12 protein-coding genes are annotated in these 19,377 nt (G+C 72.1%); 5 read left to right on the top strand and 7 right to left on the bottom strand.

The genetic code is table 11. The annotated features are described in order from the left end of the window. The first annotated feature begins 50 nt into the window (after positions 1-50). The gene (locus AB0L65_RS31195) at positions 51-2,705 is read left to right on the top strand and encodes a SpoIIE family protein phosphatase (RefSeq protein ID WP_364252295.1); all 2,655 of its coding nucleotides are present in this window, start codon (positions 51-53) and stop codon (positions 2,703-2,705) included. Positions 2,706-2,713: 8 nt separating this feature from the next. On the opposite strand, the gene AB0L65_RS31190 is transcribed toward AB0L65_RS31195, so the two are convergent. Continuing rightward, the gene (locus AB0L65_RS31190; RefSeq protein WP_364252292.1) at positions 2,714-5,509 is read right to left on the bottom strand and encodes a BTAD domain-containing putative transcriptional regulator; all 2,796 of its coding nucleotides are present in this window, start codon (positions 5,507-5,509) and stop codon (positions 2,714-2,716) included. A gap of 124 nt (positions 5,510-5,633) precedes the next feature. Then, a complete protein-coding gene (locus AB0L65_RS31185) occupies positions 5,634-6,575 on the bottom strand; it encodes a glycoside hydrolase family 11 protein (protein ID WP_364252289.1) in 942 nt (313 codons plus the stop codon). 239 nt (positions 6,576-6,814) lie between these two features. Here AB0L65_RS31185 and AB0L65_RS31180 point away from each other — a divergent pair, with 239 nt between their 5' ends. Next, positions 6,815-8,560, top strand: coding sequence for an RNA ligase family protein (locus AB0L65_RS31180; protein ID WP_364252286.1), 1,746 nt, complete (start codon positions 6,815-6,817; stop codon positions 8,558-8,560). Next, on the top strand, positions 8,560-11,322 hold the full coding sequence (locus AB0L65_RS31175; RefSeq protein WP_364252283.1) for a poly(A) polymerase: 2,763 nt from the start codon (positions 8,560-8,562) through the stop codon (positions 11,320-11,322). The genes AB0L65_RS31180 and AB0L65_RS31175 overlap by 1 nt, the downstream gene beginning before the upstream one ends. Positions 11,323-11,332: 10 nt before the next feature. Here AB0L65_RS31175 and AB0L65_RS31170 read toward each other — a convergent pair whose 3' ends face one another. Both AB0L65_RS31170 and AB0L65_RS31165 read right to left on the bottom strand, forming a co-directional pair. Further along, positions 11,333-12,010: a hypothetical protein gene (locus AB0L65_RS31170; protein ID WP_364252280.1), complete on the bottom strand. Its 678-nt coding sequence runs from the start codon at positions 12,008-12,010 to the stop codon at positions 11,333-11,335. Next, positions 12,007-12,168 (bottom strand): hypothetical protein, encoded by a 162-nt coding sequence (locus AB0L65_RS31165; protein ID WP_364252277.1) that lies wholly within the window; start codon positions 12,166-12,168, stop codon positions 12,007-12,009. Before AB0L65_RS31165 ends, AB0L65_RS31170 begins: the two co-directional genes overlap by 4 nt. A gap of 125 nt (positions 12,169-12,293) precedes the next feature. Here AB0L65_RS31165 and AB0L65_RS31160 point away from each other — a divergent pair, with 125 nt between their 5' ends. Next, a complete protein-coding gene (locus AB0L65_RS31160) occupies positions 12,294-15,548 on the top strand; it encodes a fibronectin type III domain-containing protein (RefSeq protein ID WP_364252274.1) in 3,255 nt (1,084 codons plus the stop codon). A 2-nt stretch (positions 15,549-15,550) separates the two neighbouring features. Here the strand turns inward: AB0L65_RS31160 and AB0L65_RS31155 are convergent, their stop codons facing one another. Then, a complete protein-coding gene (locus AB0L65_RS31155) occupies positions 15,551-16,339 on the bottom strand; it encodes a helix-turn-helix transcriptional regulator (protein WP_355212710.1) in 789 nt (262 codons plus the stop codon). 115 nt (positions 16,340-16,454) lie between these two features. On the opposite strand from AB0L65_RS31155, the gene AB0L65_RS31150 reads away from it, so the two are divergent. After that, entirely contained in the window at positions 16,455-17,468 is a 1,014-nt protein-coding gene (locus AB0L65_RS31150) for an NAD(P)-dependent alcohol dehydrogenase (RefSeq protein WP_364252271.1), read from the top strand. Between the two features lie 9 nt (positions 17,469-17,477). On the opposite strand, the gene AB0L65_RS31145 is transcribed toward AB0L65_RS31150, so the two are convergent. Then, a complete protein-coding gene (locus AB0L65_RS31145; protein WP_364252268.1) occupies positions 17,478-17,942 on the bottom strand; it encodes a pyridoxamine 5'-phosphate oxidase family protein in 465 nt (154 codons plus the stop codon). Next, positions 17,939-19,297 (bottom strand): MFS transporter, encoded by a 1,359-nt coding sequence (locus AB0L65_RS31140; RefSeq protein ID WP_364252265.1) that lies wholly within the window; start codon positions 19,295-19,297, stop codon positions 17,939-17,941. Before AB0L65_RS31140 ends, AB0L65_RS31145 begins: the two co-directional genes overlap by 4 nt. Between the last annotated feature and the right edge of the window lie 80 nt (positions 19,298-19,377).

Below are 19,377 nucleotides of genomic sequence, written 5' to 3'. Positions count from 1 at the left end.
TCCCCCCAGATCGACGCTGATGACCCCGGCGACGTGGTGAAGGGGATGGGATGGGCGAACAGCGTGCGCAGGGTCCGCGGACCGTGTCGGCGGACCAGATCTCCGAGGAGCGAAGACGGCTGCTCGCGGAGGTCGGTGACGATCTGTGGGGGATCGAGCTCCTGCGGTTCGCGCTCGAACAGGCGGTGGCCGATCTTGGCGGGCTGGGCGGGATGGTGCACCTCGGCAGCCCCGGCCACGGCGGCGGGCTGCGTCTCGTCGTGACCAGCGGACTACCCCCCGCGCTCACCCACACGTGGGAGCGCGTCGACGGCAACGGTCCGCTCGCCCCGGCCCGCGCTTTCCGCGACGCCGCGTCCGTCCGGGTCTCCATGGCGAACGTCGCCGCCGGCATCCCCCAGCAGGGCTCCGCCACGGCCGAGACCCGGTCCTGGCCGGTCGGCACGGCGATGACGGCCGTCCCGCTGCTCGGCCCCGGCGGGCCGGTCGGCGCGCTGTCGATCGTGACGGCCTCCTCGCACGAGCCGTCGCCCGGCCGGCGGGCCTTCCTCGACCTGCTGAGCCGATGGGTGGGCGGGCGCCTGGGCAGGCCCTCCGCGCCACCGCCCGGCTCGGGCCCCATGGGCGGGCAGAGCCGGTCCGCCGGCTCTCACCTGCCGCGGCACCTGGAGACCATCGGCACGTGGGACTGGGACATCCGGACCGGGGACGCCATCTGGAACGACGCGATGCTGACGCTGCTCGGCATCGAGCCGGGCACCTTCGACGGACGCATCGAGACCTGGATGGCCCTGGTCCACCCCGAGGATCTGCCGTGGGTGCTGACCGACATCGACGAGGCGATCCGCGCGGGCAGGATGTACAGCACCGAGTACCGGGTGTGCCGCCCGGACGGGACGGACGTCTGGGTGCGCGCCCGCGGCCGGTTGCTGGTCGACGAGAACGGCGAGCCGGCGCGCATGGTCGGCACGCTGTGGGACATCACCAAGACCCACGACGACCTCGAGGCGGTCGCCGAGCAGCGCACGGATCACACCGAGCGCGCGGCCCAGGAGCGGTCCGCCCGCATCAAGCAGCTGACCAGGGCGCTGGCCGAGGCGGTCACCGTGCGGGACGTCTTCGACGCCTCCGCCGAGCACATCCTGCCGGCGTTCGGCGCCGCCGGTCTCATGCTCACCTTCCTGGAGGGCGACCACCTGCGGCCGGTCGGATTCACCGGGTACTCGCAGGAGTTCGTCGACCGGGTGACCCGGATCCCCGCCACCACGGGGCTCCCGATCTCTCAAACCCTGCGGGATCGCACGCCGATGTTCATCAACTCGGTCGAGGAGTACATCGAGCGCTACCCCGAGACCGCCGACCTGCCGGCGGCGGGCGGCAAGAAGGCGTGGGCCTTCCTCCCGATGATCGCCTCGGGACGCCCCGTCGGCAGCTGCGTCGTCTCCTTCGCCGAGCCGCGCCAGTTCACGGGCGAGGAGCGCAACCTGCTCACCACGCTCAGCGGGCTGGTCGCCCAGGCCATGGAACGGGCCCGCCTGTACGACAGGGAGCACACGCGCGCCCAGGAACTGCAGCGCGGGCTGCTCCCCCGCGGGCTGCCCGACGTGCCCGCGGTCACCGCCGCGGCCCGCTACCTGCCCGCCGGCAAGGACATGGAGGTGGGCGGCGACTGGTACGACGTCATCCCGCTGTCGGCGGACCGGGTCGCCCTCGTCATCGGCGACGTCATGGGACACGGCGTGGCCGAGGCGGCCACCATGGGCCGCCTGCGTACGGCGGTCCGCACCCTGGCCGACCTGGAGCTGCCTCCCGACGAGCTGCTCACCCACCTCAACGACGTGGTCAGCGGCCTCGGCGACGACTTCTACGCCACCTGCCTGTACCTGGTGTACGACGCCACCACCCGCTCCTGCGTGGTCACCCGCGCCGGCCATCCGCCGCCCGCCGTCGTTCACCCCGACGGAGCCGTCCACTTCCCCGACGCCGATCCGAACTCGCCCCTCGGCGCCGCCACCCCGCCCTTCGACACCGTACGGATGGAGCTGCCCGAAGGCAGCCTGCTGGTGCTGTACACCGACGGCCTGGTCGAATCCGCCACCCTCGACATCGACCAGGGCATCGCCGATCTCGCCAAGGCGCTGGGCGACACGGTCCCCAGGATCCCGCCCGCGGCGACGTGCCGGCACCCGGACCGGGACGCGACCCCGCTCCACCGCGCCGCATGCCTGGAATCCCTGTGCGACAGCCTCACCGCCACCCTGCTGCCCGGCAGGCAGGGCACCGCCGACGACGCGGCCCTGCTGGTGGTCCGCACCCATGCGCTGCCGAACGACGACATGGCCACCTGGCCGCTGCCCGAACACCCCAAGGCCGCCGGCGAGGCCCGCGAACACGTCCGCGCCCAGCTCAGCGCCTGGCACCTGGACGACCTGTCGATGACCACCGAGCTGCTGGCCAGCGAGCTGGTCGGCAACGTCGTCCGCCATGCCAAGGGCCCCATCCACCTGCGCCTGCTCCGCAGCGACGTGCTCACCTGCGAGGTCTCCGACGGCAGCCTGACCACGCCCCGCATCCGCCGCGCCGCCGACACCGACGAGGGCGGCCGCGGGCTCCAGCTGGTCTCCGCTATCTCCCATCGCTGGGGCACCCGCTACACCGACACCGGCAAGTGCATCTGGACCGAACAGCCCCTCCAGCCCGCGTAGCCGGCCCTCTAGGAGGATCTCGCTCCCAAGGCGTCGAGCCTCTCCCGCACGTGCTTCGCCTTCTCGGTGCGGTGCTGGTCCTGGTAGATGGCGAGGGCCTGGCCCCAGGCCCGGGCGGCTTCGCCGTCCTGGCCGAGGGCGTGGTGGGTGTCGCCGAGGTGGAAGAGCGTGTCGGCCTCCTGGCTGGCGTTGCCGGTCTCCCGCCGCAGCGTCAGGGCCTCGCGGTAGAAGTCCAGGGCCCGGGCGTGACGGCCGGTGTGGTGGGCGATGTAGCCGAGACTGTCGAGGGTCGCCGCCTCGCCGTTGCGGTCGCCATGGCTGCGGAGCAGGGCCAGCGCCTGCTCGCAGTACTCCCGGGCCCTGGCGAAGTCGCCGAGCATCGCGGTGCCCCACCCCAGGGAGTTGAGCGCGTTGGCCTCCCCCATGGCGTCGTCGATGTCCCTGTACAGCCGCAGGGCGTGCTCCAGATGGACCAGCGCCTGCGCGGGCTCCTCCCGGTGGCCCCACGCCAGCCCGAGCGTATGGCGGACATGGGCCTGGCCGGCGATGTCTCCCGACTGCTCGTACAGGGCGAGGGCTTCGGCGAAATGGGACAGCGACTCCGCGTGCAGCCCCGCCCGGGTGCAGGCGCGGCCGAGCAGCTGGTGGACCATGGCATGGGCGGTCACATCGGCCACGTGTTCGACGGCGCCGGACGCCAGGCGCCAGGCCGAGACACAGTTCTGGAGCAGGTTGTGGCCCAGGTGGAAGGTGTCGAGCGTCCAGGCCAGCTGCCATACGGCGCCATGAAGACCGTGCTCGGCGGCCAGCCGCTGGGCGGCGAGCACGCAGGCGTGCTCGGCCTTGAACCAGGCCTGGGCCGCCGCCACGTCCGCCAGGGCGTCCGTCAGGCAGCCGGGAGCGGGCGGCTCCATCCGGATGGCGCTGCGCCGGCGCGGGGAGAGCAGGCGGTCGGCGGCGTACGACGTGTGCAGGTAGAAGTCCACGAGACGGCGCACGGCGGCGGCACGGGCCTCCGCGCTCAGGTCGAGGCGGGCGCGGTCGATGGCGTAGAGGCGGACGAGGTCGTGCATCCGATACCGGCCGGGAACGTGCTGGTCCAGCAGATGGGCGGTTTCCAGGGTGCGCAGCAGCATACGCGTGTGCGCCACCGGGCGGCCGATGAGGCCGGCGACGGCGAGCAGGCTCGTGTCCGGGCCCGTCACGAGGCCCAGATGGGCGAAGGTCCCGGCCGCCTCGGGGGCCAGCACGCGATAGGAGGAGCCGAAGATCTCCCGCAGGTCGGTGCTCAGCTCGTCGGTCTGCAGGGCGTCCAACCGGGTGGGCTCCGCCTGGAGCTCGTCCGCCAGCGCGGTGAGCGGAAGGCCGGCGTTGATGATGGCCCGCGCGGCGACGATCCCGAGGGCCAGCGGCAGCCCCGCGCAGGTCTTGATGATGCCGTCCACCGCCTCGCGTTCGGCCGCCATGCGGTCCTGGCCCAGGCGGCGCCTCAGCAGCTGGCCGGCCTGCGCGTCGGAGAGCGGCGCGAGCCGCAGTAAGTGGGCGCCCTCGGCCGCGATCAGGCCGGTGAGCGCGGTCCGGCCGGTCACCAGGGTGAGGGCCTCCGGAGACGGGGGTAGTAATGGGCGCACCTGGTCCGGTTCGCGGGCGTTGTCCAGGAGGACGAGCACCCGCCGGCCGGCCAGCAGGCTCCGGTAGAGCCCGATCTGCTCGCCGAAGGTGGAGGGCATCCGGTGGTGGGGCACGTGGAGGAACCCCAGCAGGATCCGCACCGCCTCCGACGGTGGCATGGGCGTCGCGCCGGGGCTGAATCCCCGCAGGTCCACGTAGAGCTGGCCGTCGGGAAAGCGGTCGCGTGCCGTGTGGGCCCAGTGGGTGGCGAGCGCGGTCTTCCCGACCCCGCCGGTGCCGGCGATCACGCAGGTCGTGGCGGTACGCGGCGGGGCCTCGTCCGGGAGCGGGAGGAGCCCGTCCAGCTCGAACAGCTCGGCTTCCCTGCCGCTGAAATGCTTGACGTCCGAGGGGAGCCGGCAGACCGGCGTCCACGGTGCGGGCTCGCTCACCGGCGTGGTGCCGGCCAGGATGGCGGCCTGCAGTTGCTGGAGCTCCTCGCCGGGCTCCAGGCCCAGCTCGTCGGTGAGCACCGAGCGGGCGTGCTGGAAGGCCTCCAGCGCCTTGTCCCGTTGTCCCGCTCGCGAGTGCGCGAGCATGAGCAGCCGCCACGCGCGCTCGCGCAGCGGCTGCTCGGCGACGAACGCGCGGAGGTCCTCGATCACCTCCGCGGGCCGGCCGAGGGCGAGCTTCGCCTCGGCCCAGTCCAGCCTGACCATGGCCAGCCGCTCTTCCAGCTCGGTCACGCGGGCGAGCATGTGACCGGAGAGTTTGGTGCCTTCGGCGGGTTTGCCCCGCCACATCCCCAGAGCCCTCTCGAACTGGGCGACGGCGGCGCGGATGTCGCCCGCCTCGGACTCTTTCCGCGCCAGCCGGATCGCCTGTTCGAACTGGAGGAGGTCCACCTCCTCGGCCTGCGCCTCGAAGGTGTAGCCCGTTTCCCTGGTGAGCAGCCGCGTGTCGAGCGACAGGCTCCTGCGGAGCTGGCCGATGTAGGTCTGCAGGTTGGGGATGGCGGAGGGAGGGGGGTTTTCCCACAGGGCCTCCACCAGCCGCTCCCGGGACACCAGCGTGTTGACGTTGAGCAGCAGGCTGGCGAGGACGGCGCGCGGCTTGCCGCTGAGATGCACCTGCCTGCCATCGGCCCAGCTCACCCGTACCGGGCCCAAGATTGCAAAGGTCGCGTCGACCATGACCCGCTCCTCGCCTGTAGTGGCTCTGTAGCGTGCTTGTGGCACCAGCGCCGATTGTGACCCAGCGGGCATTCATGGTCGAGAGGGACAGGCCGGAAAGATCTTTCCGGCCTGTCGCCAACGGTCAGCCCGCGCCGCAGGAGACCGTCGGCCAGGTCTGGTTGCCGTTGTGCTGGATCGTCACGCCCCAGTTGTCGCCGTTGCCGTTGGGCCTGGCGGTCAGCACCTGGGCGCTGGGGTAACTGGCGGTGATGTTCCAGGTAGCGATGATCTTCGCCGGGGACGGCACGTTCATCGTCACGGTCCAGTTGCTGGAGCCGCTGACGGCGACGTTGAGGTTGTACCGGTCGCTCCACTGCTGCCCCGCGGACAACGACGCGGTGCAGCCGCCGCCGGGGTTGCCGCCTCCTCCTGAAGAAGAGCCGTCCACCGTGATGTTGGAGTTTCCGCTGCTCTGATATCCCTCTGTCGCGAGGATCATGTAATCGTGGCCGCCCAGGTTCATGCCGTAGCGGGCCCATGCGTCGAAATGGTTGCCGGCGGTGATGGTGCCGCCTGTCTTCTTGGACTGCCGGACGCTCCAATATTGGTTGAAGGTTCTCGTGCCTTCGATGGAGGGGGCGTTGTACCGCGTCGTCTGGTAGATGTCGTACGTGCCGCCGTCGCTGGTCACGGTGCCCTTGTACGTGCCCGTGGGCCGGTAGGTGCCCCAGTTGTCGACGACGTAATACTCCACGAGCGGATTTCTCGTCCAGCCGTAGAGGGCCAGATAGGCGTTGCCGGACGGGTTGAAGCTACCCGAGTAGTTCACGGTCCTGCGCCCGCCGGGATTCCAGCCCTTACCGGCGACGAAATTGCCGGTGTTGCTCCATGAGGTGCTGTAATTGCCGCCGGATCCGAGGTTCATGGACACCGACCCGGCTCTGTCGGTCCAGAACGAATAGAAGTAGCCGTTGTTGGTGCCGGTCTGGTTGGAGGTTATGGGGGCCGCGTTGGCGATGCCGGGCGGCATCACGATGGCGACGACCAGCGCCACGACCAAGGCGCAGGCACGGCGGATGAGCATGTGCTTCCTCCTCGCGACGGTTCCGAAATTATCGGCCTTGTGTCGAAAGTATCGGCATGGCTTTACAGGGCTGTCAACGAGCCTTGTCAGCCACCAGGCCAACAGAAGCCATTCGGCCTGGTCAGCGAACGAGATGCGCCGGTGAAAGTTTCGTACATATTCCGAAACGACGGTTTATTCGATGGAGGCGTGATTCCTGCCGCTTGTACAGTGACTGCGGCCGAGCGGGGGGAGGGATCATGCGCGTGCACTATCCGCGTACCCCTCACCTGCCCTGGTCGCCCGGTGCGACCCCGGACGACGTGCGCGCGGGCGACCTGTCCGGGCTGCGCGGGCGCGAGGTCGTCGTCACCGAGAAGCTCGACGGGGAGAACACCACCCTGTACGCCGACGGGATGCACGCCAGGTCGCTGGACTCGGCCCACCACCCGTCCCGGGCGTGGGTGAAGGGTCTGCAGGGGCGGATCGGCGGGCGGATCCCCGCGGGGTGGCGCGTGTGCGGGGAGAACCTGTACGCCCGGCACTCCATCGCGTACCAGGGGCTGGAGAGCTGGTTCTACGGGTTCTCGGTCTGGGACGGCGATCGGTGCCTGGACTGGGACCGCACGGTCGGCTTCCTGCGCGGGCTGGGGATCCCGGTGCCGCCGGTGCTGTGGCGCGGCGTCTTCGACGAGCGGGCGCTGCGGGGGTTGCGGCTGGACCTTGACCGGCAGGAGGGCTACGTGGTGCGGGCCGACGAGGGGTTCGGGCGGGCGGAGTTCGCGGGGCGGGTGGCCAAGTGGGTGCGGCCGCGGCACGTGCGGACGGACACGCACTGGATGCACGCCACCGTCGTGCCGAACGCTCTGGGCCCGGCGGCGGCGCTGTGGTCGGTGCGCTCGGGCGCGGACCCCGACGTGAGCGCCCTGCTGGCCGCAGTGGACCTGCCCGGAACCGAAGGAGCGACCCCGGACGCGGTGGCCCCCGAGGCGGCGGCCGAGGTGGTGGCGCGGCTGGATGCGATCGACCGGTGTGGAGATGCCCGGCTGGCGGGGGTGCTGGCCGTGGTGGCGCACGCCGTGCCGCGGGCCGCGTTGGCGGCGCGGCTGGCGGGGCCGCTGGGCATGCGGTCGGCGCGGCGGGTCGCGGACCTGGTCGGGCTGCACGGTGCGCTGCACCGCCCGTACCCGGACGAGGAGCGGCGGGCCGGGCTGGGGCGCATGGCGTTGGCCGCCGACCTGGGCGTGCTGCACGCCGTCGCGGCGGCCGTGCCGGCCGGGCGCGCGGACGACGAGCGCGACCAGGCCCGCGAGCAGGTCGAATGGTCGGCCCTGCACGCCGAGGACGCCGGGCTGCTCGGCCCGGAGCCGCTGGAGCCGTTCCGCGCCGGGCTGCGCGAGGCCCTGGCCGGACTCGGCGCGGAGGCGGCCGACCGGTGCTGGGCGGAGGCCCGCGACTCCTGGGCCAGGGGACGGATCTCGACGGTCGAGGAGGCCGTGGCCGCGACCTGGCGGTGGCGGTCCAGGCCGTTCCCCAGGCTGGTGCAGCTGGTCGGGCCGTCGGGCAGCGGGAAGAGCACGTTCGCGGCGGGCCTTTCGGGGACCGACGCGTACCTGTCGCTGGACGACCTGCGCCAGGCCCGGGGCTCGCGGGCGGACCAGCGGGCCAACCGGGAGGTGCTCGGCGAGGGGCTCGACCGGCTCGACGCCGCCCTGGCCGCCGGCGGCACCGTGGTGTGGGACGCCACCTCGCTCAACCAGCACCAGCGTTCCCTCGTCCACGCCGTGGCGCGCCGCCGCGACGCGCTGACCACGCACGCGGTCGTGCTGGTGGAGGAGGACGAGCTGCACCGGCGCAACGCCCGCCGCGCCCATCCGGTGCCCGCGCACGTGCTGGCCGCGCAGGCGCGCCGGTTCGTCCCGCCGTATCCCGGGCAGGCCCACCGCACCTGGTACGTCGGGGCGCGCGGCACCGTCGACGACGTGGACGGGATCTTGGAGGCGTGATGCGTACCAGTGAGGAGATCTACCACCGGATCCGCTGGGACCCGCGGTTCGACCCGTCCCGGTTCGTCCTGGGGGTCGGCCAGCGCAACGCCGCCCCCAAGCGCGTCGCGCTGCCCGCCTTCACCCCGGGAGGCGACATCCCCTGGCACCGGGTGCTGTTCGTCGAGGCGGACGGCGAGCTGGTCTGGGACCGCGCCACGGGCCTGGACCGCGTCGACACCTGCGAGGCCGGCCGGGCACGCGACCCGCGCCGCCTGCGGCCGCCGTTCTTCACGGCCAGGACCCCGCACGCCTGGGATCCGGTGGACGGATGGCGCCCGGCCATCGGACGCGGGCGCGCCGGGCATCCGGCTCCGCGCGTGCTGACGTGGAACACGCTGTGGGACCGCTACGACAGCGATCTCCTCGACACGGCCCGGCGCCGTCGCCTGCTCCTCGCGGCCCTCGAAGCGGCCGACGCCGACGTCATCGCCCTGCAGGAGGTCGAGCCCGAGCTGGTGTCGATGCTGCTGGCGGCCCCCTGGGTACGCGCCGGCTACACCCTCGGCACCGACCCGTACGGCCCGGACGTCGACGACAGCGGCCTGCTGCTGCTCAGCCGGCTGCCCGTACGGGAGGCGGCCCGGCACGAGCTCGGCCCGCACAAGTCGGTGGCGGCCATCGCCGTGGACACCGCCACCGGCGTCCTCGTCGTCGCCGCCACCCACCTGACCAGCGACCACTCCGCCGACGGCGCGGCCAGGCGGCGGGCCGAGCTGGCCAGGATCGCCGAGGGGCTGGCCGGCGTGGACGGCGACCTGATCCTGCTGGGCGACTTCAACGACGGCACCGACACCCCCGCGTCCGCGCTCGGCCTGCGCGACGCCTGGACGGAGGCGCGCGGACCCGACCAGACCCCCACCTTCGACCCGGACGCCAACCCGCTGGCGGCGCTCGCCTCCCTGTCCGGCCGGGCCTCGCGCCTGGACCGGATCCTGCTGCGCGGCCGGCCTAGGGTGATCTCGGTGTCCCTGCGCGGCGACACGCCCACCCCCGACGGGCTGTACGTCTCCGACCACTACGGGGTGGAGGCGGTCCTGGACCTCGAGGGTGCGGAGCCCGGCGGGGTACTCGACGTGCCGCCGACGGCGCGGACGGCGGTGGCGTGGATACCGCCGCGGGAGCTGTGGCCGCCGATCCAGGCCGTCCGCCGGGCGCACGATCCGCAGATCGACCGCTGGCCGCCGCACGTCAACCTGCTCTTCGGCTTCGTGCCGGAGTCGGAGTTCGAGGCGGCGGCGTCCCTGGTGGCCGCGGCCGCCGCCGAGGTCGCGCCGTTCACCGCCAGGCTGGAAGGGGTGCGTACGTTCCGGCATCGCGACCACGCGACGGCCTGGCTCGACCCCGCCGCCGGCGACCCGACGCCCTGGGCCCGCCTGCGCCGCGCGCTCGAACGGCGCTTCCCCCGCTGCGAGGGACGCCCCGAGGGCTTCACCCCGCACCTGACGCTCGGCCGTACGGACGACCCGATCCGGCTGGCGGGGATGACGGCGGAGGTGGGAGAGCTGGTGCTGCTGTCGCGCCGCGCGGACGAGCCCATGCGCCCCCGAGCGCGGGTCGCCCTGGGCACGGGCGAGATCCGCAGGATCGCCGAGCCCGCGACCGGCGGCAAGGAGCAGCCCGACGACTCGGCCGATCGGGTGGCCCGGCGGCTGGCGGAGGCGCTGCGGCCGGGTGTCGTGTCCGTCGCCGGGTCCCGGCGCATGGGCTGCGAACTCCCCGGCGCGGACCTGGACCTGGTGGCCGCGCTGCCCGGCGAACCGGACATGGCCGAGGTCGAGGCCCGGGTGCGGGCCACGCTGCCCGACCTCGACCGGCTGCGCCAGGTGATCGGCGCGCGGGTGCCGGGCCTGCGGTTCCGTACCGACGAGCTGGAGGTGGACCTGACCGTGGTCCCCACCGGATCGCTGCCCCCCGAGCAGGCGCCGGCCCGCCGCGCCGAGCTGGGCGAGGCGGCCGCGATCGCCTTGAGCGCGGTCAGCGACGCGGACGCGATCCGCGCCGCCGTCGGCGGGCAGCACGCCCGTTTCGCCCTGCTCGCCCGGCGGGTGAAGGCGTGGGCGCGGGCACGCGGCCTGGACTCGGCCCCGTTCGGCGGGCTGCCCGGCCTGGCCTGGACGGTCATGGCCGCGCACACCGTACGGGAGAGCGGCGACCTGCCTGCCGACGACCTGCTGAGCCTCTTCTTCAGTACGTGGGCCGCCTGGGACTGGCGAGACCCGGTAACCCTCGGCCCCGCCTCGCCCCAGCCGGCCCCGATCGCGGTGATGACGCCCAGCGCCCCCGTACGCAACTGCGCTCGCCAGGTCACCCCCGGCGGCCTGGACCTGCTCACCCAGGAGCTCTACCAGGCATGGGAGCTCGTCGAGAGCGGCCGCTCCGCCGAACTGCCCGCACCGCCGCCCCTCCACCGGCGGCACGCGGCCTGGGCGGTCCTGACCGTGCGCTCGAACCGCCCTGAGGAGCTTGACGCGACGCTCGGCCGCGTCAGAGGGCGGATGCTGGACCTGCTCGCCGCCCTGGAGGAGGCCGGGTTGCGGGACGTCCACGCCTGGCCGCGCCCGTTCGAGTCCGGTCCTCGATCGGCCCGCTACGCCATCGGACTGGGCCGCACTCCCCCGCAGGCCGCGCGGCTCGGCGAGATCACCGGCCGATGGGTCAGGGGCCTGCCCGGTGTCACGGTCGAACGGGCCGAGTGCGGCGGCGTACCGACCCTGACCTGACGGACGCCGGTCAGGTGGAGGAGCGCCTTCGGTACGCCCAACCGCCTCCCGCCACCAGCGCCACGACGCCCAGCACCGCCAGGGCGGCCACCAGCACGCCGGTGCCCCCGTTCGGACCGGCGGTCTGGTCGGCGGCGGGCTGGGCGACGGTCTCGGCATCCGCGGGCTCGGTGGCGGGCTCCGCGGGCGCGCTCTCGGTGGCGGCGGGCTCGGTGGCGGCGGTGTGGCGGACACGCGTGGGGGTGCCCAGGGCGGCGATCAGCTCCTGGGTGAGCCCTTCGTCGTCGTCACGCCGCAACGGCCGGTCGCCGGCCGGCAGCGACGCGTTGCCCGAGCAGCTGGACGTGGTCAGCGCCGCGTCGCGTCCGCCGGCGAACACCAGGTGGCGGGAGCCCGCGGCGAAGTCGTACCCGCAGGCGGGCCCTTCGCTGCGGGTGGAGACCCGGAACCACTCGCGCGCCTCCCCCTTGTAGACGTGGTCGGCGCGCAGGACGGCGATGACGTGCCCTCCGCCGGATTCATCCGGGTCCGTGGCGACCCGCGTCACCGTGCCGGTGAACACGGCGGCCGCGCCGTCCATCCGATCTTTCGGAGTTCGCTGCACACACTGGCAGGCGGACGCCGTGCCGCCGGTGAACACGACCAGCCCAGCCACGAGGGCGAGCAGGGCGAGAACGCGTGATGTCATGCCCTCTTGACGTACGCCGCCGAAGATCGGTTCGCCGGGTCGCGGACGTCGTCGACCACGCGGGCCCCGGGCAGGGCGGCCAGCATGCGGTAGGCCGCCGCCCGGGTGCCGGGGGTCGCCGGAACGTCCCTGACGAGCCGGATCCCCGCTTCCCGCACCCAGTCGTCCGGGCTCTGGTCGTAGCCGAGGCGCCGTAGGGTTCCCGCGGATTCTCCATTTACGGGATCCGGTTTATTTGTTAAGAAGGTTTATTAACGAATAGACCAGCCTAGAGAGGGACCCCATGGCGCGCTCTCGGCTCATCCTCATCCTGTTATCGGCCTGTGTACTGCTGGTGAACGCCGCGGGCGTGGCCCTGCCCGCCTCCGCGCAGGCCGTACCGGCGACGACCGCCCTGACGGGATACAAGATCCAGTCCACGGCGAAGGTGTCCGACTCCGGTGCCGCGATCTCCACGCCCGGTTACGCGGCCACCGGCTGGTATCCGGTGGGCCCCCGCTCGACCGTGCTCGCCGGCCTGCTGCAGAACAACGTCTACCCGGACCCCTTCTACTCCACGAACATGCAGTCGATCCCGACCGCGGACTTCGACGTGCCGTGGTGGTACCGCTCCGACTTCACCCTCGGCGACGAGTCCGGATTACGGACCTTCCTCGACGTCAGCGGTGTGATCTCCAGCGCCGACGTGTGGGTGAACGGCACCCAGGTCGCCACCGCCGCCCAGGTGGCCGGGGCCTACACCCGCAACGAACGGGACGTCACCGCCCTGGTGCACCCGGGCGCCAACTCGGTGGCCTTCCGCATCAACCCGAACAACCCCAACAACCACCTCACGATCGGCTGGATCGACTGGGTGCAGCTGCCGCGCGACGACAACATGGGCATCTTCCGCGACGTCCTGATCCGGCGCAGCGCCGACGTCTCGCTGCGCGACGCGCATGTGATCACGAACCTCGCGGTGCCGGCGCTCGACCGCGCCGACCTCACCATCAAGGTCGACGTCCGCAACGGCGCCGGCAGCGCCGTGAACGCCACCGTCAAGGGGACGATCGGCTCGCTGGAGTTCTCGCAGGACGTCGCGCTGGCCGCGAACCAGACCAAGCGGATCACGTTCAACCAGACGCTGGCCAGCCCGCAGGTGTGGTGGCCGCACACCATGGGCGCCCAGCCGCTCTACGACCTGAACCTCACGGCGACGGCCGGCGGCGCGGAGAGCGACACGCTGACCCAGCGCTTCGGCGTGCGCAAGGTGGAGTCGGGCAAGAACGCCGGCGGGCGCCGTTACTACAAGATCAACGGCAGGCCGATCCTGATCAGGGGCGGCGGCTGGTCTCCCGACATCTTCCTCCGCAAGAACCTGGGCTACCTGGAAGACAAGATCCGCTACGTCAAGGACCTCGGCCTCAACACGATCCGCGTCGAAGGCCACCTGGACACCGACGAGCTCTACGACCTGGCCGACAAGTACGGCATCCTGACCCTGCCCGGCTGGGAGTGCTGCGACAAGTGGGAAGGCTCCTTCAGCAGCTCCGACTATCCGATCGCCAAGGCGTCCATGCAGGCGGAGGCCACCCGGCTGCGCAACCACCCCAGCGTGATCTCGTTCCTGATCGGCTCGGACAACCCGCCGCCGGCCCAGAAGGAGACCAACTACCTCGACGCCCTCACCGCGGCCGAGTGGCAGCTCCCGATCGTGTCCGTGGCCTCCGACAAGTCCAGCCCGCAACTGGGCAACTCGGGCATGAAGATGCCCGGCCCGTACGACTGGGTGCCGCCGAGCTACTGGTACAACAAGCGCGAAGGCGGGGCGTTCGGCTTCAACTCCGAGACCGGCGCCGGCCCCGACGTCCCGACGCTCGACTCGCTCAAGCGGATGATGACCTCCGCGCAGATCGACTCGCTCTGGCAGAGCCCGAGCGCGACGCAGTATCACCGCTCGCCGTCGAGCACCTTCGACGACCTGACCATCTACCACAACGCCCTCAGAGGCAGGTACGGCGTGCCGTCCGGCCTGACGGACTACATGAAGAAGGCGCAGCTCGCCCAGTACGAGGCGGTCCGAGCGCAGTTCGAGGCCTACGGCCGCAACTTCACCGACTCGAGCAACCCGTCCACCGGCGTCATCTACTGGATGCTCAACAGCGGCTGGTCCTCGCTCCACTGGCAGCTCTTCGACTACTACCTGGACCAGGGCGGCTCCTACTGGGGCGCCCGCGAGGCCAACAAGCCGCTGCACGTCCAGTACTCGTACGACAACAAGTCCGTCGTCGTGGTCAACTCCGGCGTCTCGGCCGCCTCGGGCCTGACCGTCAAGACGGACGTGTTCAACATGGACGGATCCGCCAAATACAGCAACACCGCGACGGTCAGCGTCCCCGCCGACGGGGGCAAGGCCACCGCGGTGACCGTACCGGCTGTCAGCGGTCTCTCCACGACCTACCTGGTACGGCTGACGCTGCTGCGCGACGGCCAGGAGATCGACCGCAACGTCTACGCCCTGTCCACCTCGGACGACGTGATCGACTGGGACAACAACGACTGGTACTACGTACCGACCTCCAGCTACGCCAACCTGAAGGGCCTCAACAACCTGGCCCAGGCCCCGATCACCGCCACCGCCTCCGCGCCATCCCCCGGCACGGTCACCGTGACGATCAAGAACACCGGCACCGGCGCCGTCCCCGCCTTCATGCTGGACGCCGACGTGGTGGACGCGGCGGGCAAGCCCGTCCTGCCGATCCAGTGGTCGGACAACGCGACCAGCCTCTGGCCGGGGGAATCCAAGACCCTCACCGCCACGTACCGGGCCTCCGACCTGACCGGCTCGCCGAGCGTGCGGGTGTCCGGGTGGAACACCGCGACCCTCACCGTCCCAACCGGGCCGCCCGACACCCAGAGCCCGTCCGTGCCCGGCAACCTGCGCACCACCGGCAAGACCTCGTCCAGCGTCACGCTGGCCTGGGACGCCTCCACCGACAACGTCGGCGTCACCGGCTACGACGTCTACAACGGCACCGCCCTGGCCACAACGGTCACCGGCACCACCGCCACGGTCTCCGGCCTGGCGGCCGGCACGCCGTACACGTTCACGGTCAAGGCCCATGACGCGGCGGGCAACTCCTCAGGACCGTCGAACGCCGTCACCGAGACCACCGGCAGCGGCCCCGCCGTCTACCAGGCGGAGGACGCGACGATCTCGCAGGGCGTGGTGGAGTCCAACCACGCGGGCTACACCGGCACGGGGTTCGTGAACTACGACAACGTGACGGGCAGCTACGTGGAGTGGACGGTGAACGCCGCGACGGCCGGGCCGGTCACCCTGGAGCTCCGCTTCGCCAACGGCACCACGGCCAACCGGCCGATGACCATCGCGGTCAACGGCACCTCGGTCACCCGCGACTTCACCGGCACCGGCGCCTGGACCACCTGGCAGACCGTCACCCTGACCGCCGACCTCGCCCAGGGGGTGAACAAGATCAGAGCCACCGCCACCACGTCGAACGGCGGCCCCAACGTCGACCGCCTTTCGGTGAGCTGACCTCAACGCTCGGCCCGGCGCCGGAGCAGTTCGGCGGTGGCCTGGTCGGCGGGCAGGAACGCCTCCAGGTGCAGCTCGGCGAGCGTGACGTCGGTCGCCGTCGCGAACGAGGTCAGCGTGGTGATCAGGCGTAGCTCCCCGTCCGCCGAGGCCAGCCTCATGGGGACGGAGAAACCGAGATGCTCGGGCCCGACCGGCGCCTGGGGGACGTAGCCGGCCAGTTCGGCGGCGAAGTCCTCCAGGCGCGGGTCCGGGCTCCGGCGGGCTCGGGCACGGAGGTTCTCGATGATGTGCCGGCCCCATTCGCCCAGGTTGCGCACCCTGGGGGCCATCCCGTCCGGATGGAGCATGAGCCGCAGCATGTTGACCGGCGGTTCGAGCAGCTCGGGCGCCGCGCCCTCGGTGAACACCTCGACGGCGTCGTTCGCCGCCACCACCCGGCCGTACGGCGCGATGACGAGGGCCGGATACGGCAGGTGACCGTACAGGATCTGTTCGAGCGCGGCGCGGACCGGCCGCAGCGCCGACTCCTCCAGGCCCGACTCGGCGAACACCGGCGCGTAGCCGGCCGCGGTGAGCAGGTCGTTGCGCTCCCGCAGCGACAGCCCGAGCGACTCGGCCAGCCGGATCACGATCGCGCGCCCCGGCCGGGAACGGCCGCTCTCGATGAAGCTCAGATGGCGCTGGGTCGTGCCGGCCAGCGTGGCCAGTTCGAGCTGGCTGACCCGGCGAAGCCCGCGCCAGCGTCTCAGCTCCGTGCCGACGCCGTTCTCCATGGTTGTGCTGCTCACCGCTCTGTTCTATCCGGTCGCCGTGCGGGCCCGCGATTCCCCCCGGGGAATTGCCGGCCACCCTGGCCGCCCCGCACGATCGTCCCCACTCATGCGGAACCGGAGAGGACATCAGATGAAGAGCTACCGCCTCGTGCCCGGACGCGGCCTCGACGGGCTGACGCTGCACGACCGCGACGAGCCCGAACCCGGGCGCGGGCAGGTCGTGGTCAGGATCCGCGCGAACTCCCTCGGGTTCCGCGACCTGCGCGTGCTGTCCGGAGACTATCCGCTGCCGGTGACCCCCGGCGTGGTGCCCGGCTGCGAGGGAGTGGGCGAGGTCGTGGCGGTCGGCGCGGACGTCACCCGGGTCAGGCCAGGTGACCGGGTGGCGGCCACCGTCTTCCCGCGCTGGCTGGACGGCCCGTTCCGGCGCGAGGACGCCGCCCAGCTCGGCACCATGATCGACGGCGTGCTGACCGAGTACGCGCTGCTGAGCGAGGACGGCGTCGTGCCCATCCCCGAGCACCTGTCGTACGAGGAGGCCGCGGCGCTGCCGCTGGCGGCGGTGACCGCGTGGAACTCCCTGACCTCCGGCGGCGCCCCGCACGCCGGCACGACCGTGCTGACGCTCGGGTCGGGCGCCGTGTCGCTGTTCGTGCTGCTCTTCGCCAAGCTGGCCGGAGCCAGAGTGATCGTGACCACGTCCGGCCCCGCCAAGGCCGAGCGGCTGAGGGCTCTCGGAGCGGACGAGGTGATCAACTACCGGGAGAACCCGGCCTGGTGGAAGGAGGTGCACGCGCTGACCGACGGCCGGGGAGCCGATCGCGTCGTCGACGCGACGGGGCCGCTGGAGCAGTCGCTGCGGTCCGTCGCGGCCGGCGGCGAGGTCGCCTTCGTCGGCTACTGGCTCTCCGGCGCCGAAGGAGCCGCACCCGTCGACCCCGCCACCCTGTTCATGGCCGGTTCGGTGCTGCGCCGGATCGCCACCGGCAGCCGGGCCCACTTCCTCGAGCTGAACCGGGCCGTCGAGGCGCACCGGCTGCGCCCGGTGATCGACCGGGTGTTCCCGTTCGAGCAGGTGCCCGACGCCTTCGCCTACTGCGGGTCAGGCGGCGGCTTCGGCAAGGTGATCGTCAGCCACGCCTGACCCGCCCGCTCAGCCGGCCGTCCAGATGCGGCTGCGCAGGTCCATGCCGCGGATGACCTGGACGCGGAAGGGGTCGAGGCGCAGGACGTGCAGCTTGGGGTCGGCCGGCGAGCGCCAGAAGCTGCCCAGGTCGTACCCGGCGCCCCGGGGGCTGGTGGCGCGGTAGAGATCCCACACGCGCCGCCGCACGTCCAGGTCGTCCACCCACGCGGCCACGGCGTCGACGGCGACCGAGTTGTTGCCGGGCTTCCAGTACGAGAACGAGGTGTGCGGGTTGCCGGCCAGGTGGGCCGCCTTGACCGGGGTCCGGTAGGTGGCCAGCCAGCCCAGCGGCCGCCCGTCCACGTTCTCCCAGATGGGGATGAGCACCCGGGTGCGCGGGCGGTTGCGGGCGTCCACGGTGACCATGGTGGCGTACACGGTGGCGCCCACAATGGCGTTGAACTCGGCCTCGATCTCCGCGAACGACGTCATCGCGCGGCTCCCTTCCGCAGGCCGAAAGCGCTGACCACGACGGCCAGGGCCGCGGCGGCGATCGGCACGGCAAGCGCGGTGCGGTAGGCGCCGAGCAGGTCCCCCGCGTCCGCCACGGCCACGATCACCGTGGTGCTGGCCGCCAGCCCGAGCGCCGCGCCGAACTGGAAGGAGGTGTAGAGCAGCCCGCCGGCCAGGCCCTGCTCGCTCTCGTCCACGCCGTCGGTGGCGACGATGGTGAGCGGACCGTACGCCAGGGCGAACGCCACCCCCAGGATGATCATGGTGGGGAACATCGCCAGGTAGACGGTGTCCATGCCGATGGGCAGGAACAACACGTACGAGAGCACGGCGAACAGCAGCCCGGCCAGGATGACCCTCGCGTTGCCGAACCGGTTGACCAGCCGCGGGGTCAGGGTCGGGGCGAGGACGGCGTCCGCGCCGACCGCGAGCATGGCCAGGCTGGTCTGCAGCGAGGTCCAGCCGCGCACCTCCTGGAGATACAGAACGGCGATGAACTGGAAGCCGAAGAAGGCCCCGGAGAACAGCAGCCCCGCGAGGTTGGCGCGGACGAGCGGCGCGGAGCGGAAGATGCCCAGGCGCACCAGCGGCGCGGCGGAGCGGCGTTCGATCACGAGGAAGAGCGCGACCAGGGCCAGCCCGGTGACCAGCGCGCCGGCGGTCCACCCGGCGCCCACGTGGGCGGCGCGCTCGACACCGAGCACCAGCAGCATGATGGCGGCGGTGATGGTCACCGCGCCCGCCACGTCCAGCCTGCGCTCCTGGGAACGTTCCATGGGACTGGCGGGGATCAGCGGCACCGCCAGGACCAGGATGATCAGGGCCAGCACCGCCGGCGCGAACAGCACCCAGCGCCAGTCCACGGCGGCGAGCAGACCGCCGAGCACCAGCCCGAGGGAGAAACCTCCGGCGGCGGTGCCCGAGTACACCAGGAGCGCCTGGTTGCGCCGCGGCCCCTCCTCGAAGCTCGTGGTGATGATGGACAACCCGGCGGGGGTCATGACCGCGGCGGCGACGCCCGCCACGAAACGGGCGGCGATGAGCATCCAGCCCTCACTGGCCAGCCCGCCCAGGGCGGAGACGACGAGGAAGATCGCCAGCCAGGCCAGGAACATCCGCCGGCGGCCGAACAGGTCGGCCGCCCGGCCGCCGACCAGCATGAACCCGCCGTAACCCAGGACGTAGGCGCTGATCACCCACTGCAGCTCACCCGTGGACAGCCCGAGGTCGGCCCGGATGGCGGGCAGGGCCACGTTGAGCATCGCGACGTTGATCCCCTCGAGGAAGATCGCGCCGCACAGGACGAACAGCATCCCCCAGGCCTTGGGAGTCATGCGCAACGACGGCGAAGAAGAGTGCGTGGTTGTGGACACAGGTACGACTCCTATGGTTCTTTTTCGTAACAAAGGAATCT

The sequence above is a fragment of the Nonomuraea sp. NPDC052116 genome (assembly GCF_040680035.1).
GTDB classification, from domain to species: Bacteria; Actinomycetota; Actinomycetes; order Streptosporangiales; family Streptosporangiaceae; genus Nonomuraea; species Nonomuraea angiospora_A.
This window is presented reverse-complemented; position numbering and strand designations above follow the sequence as displayed.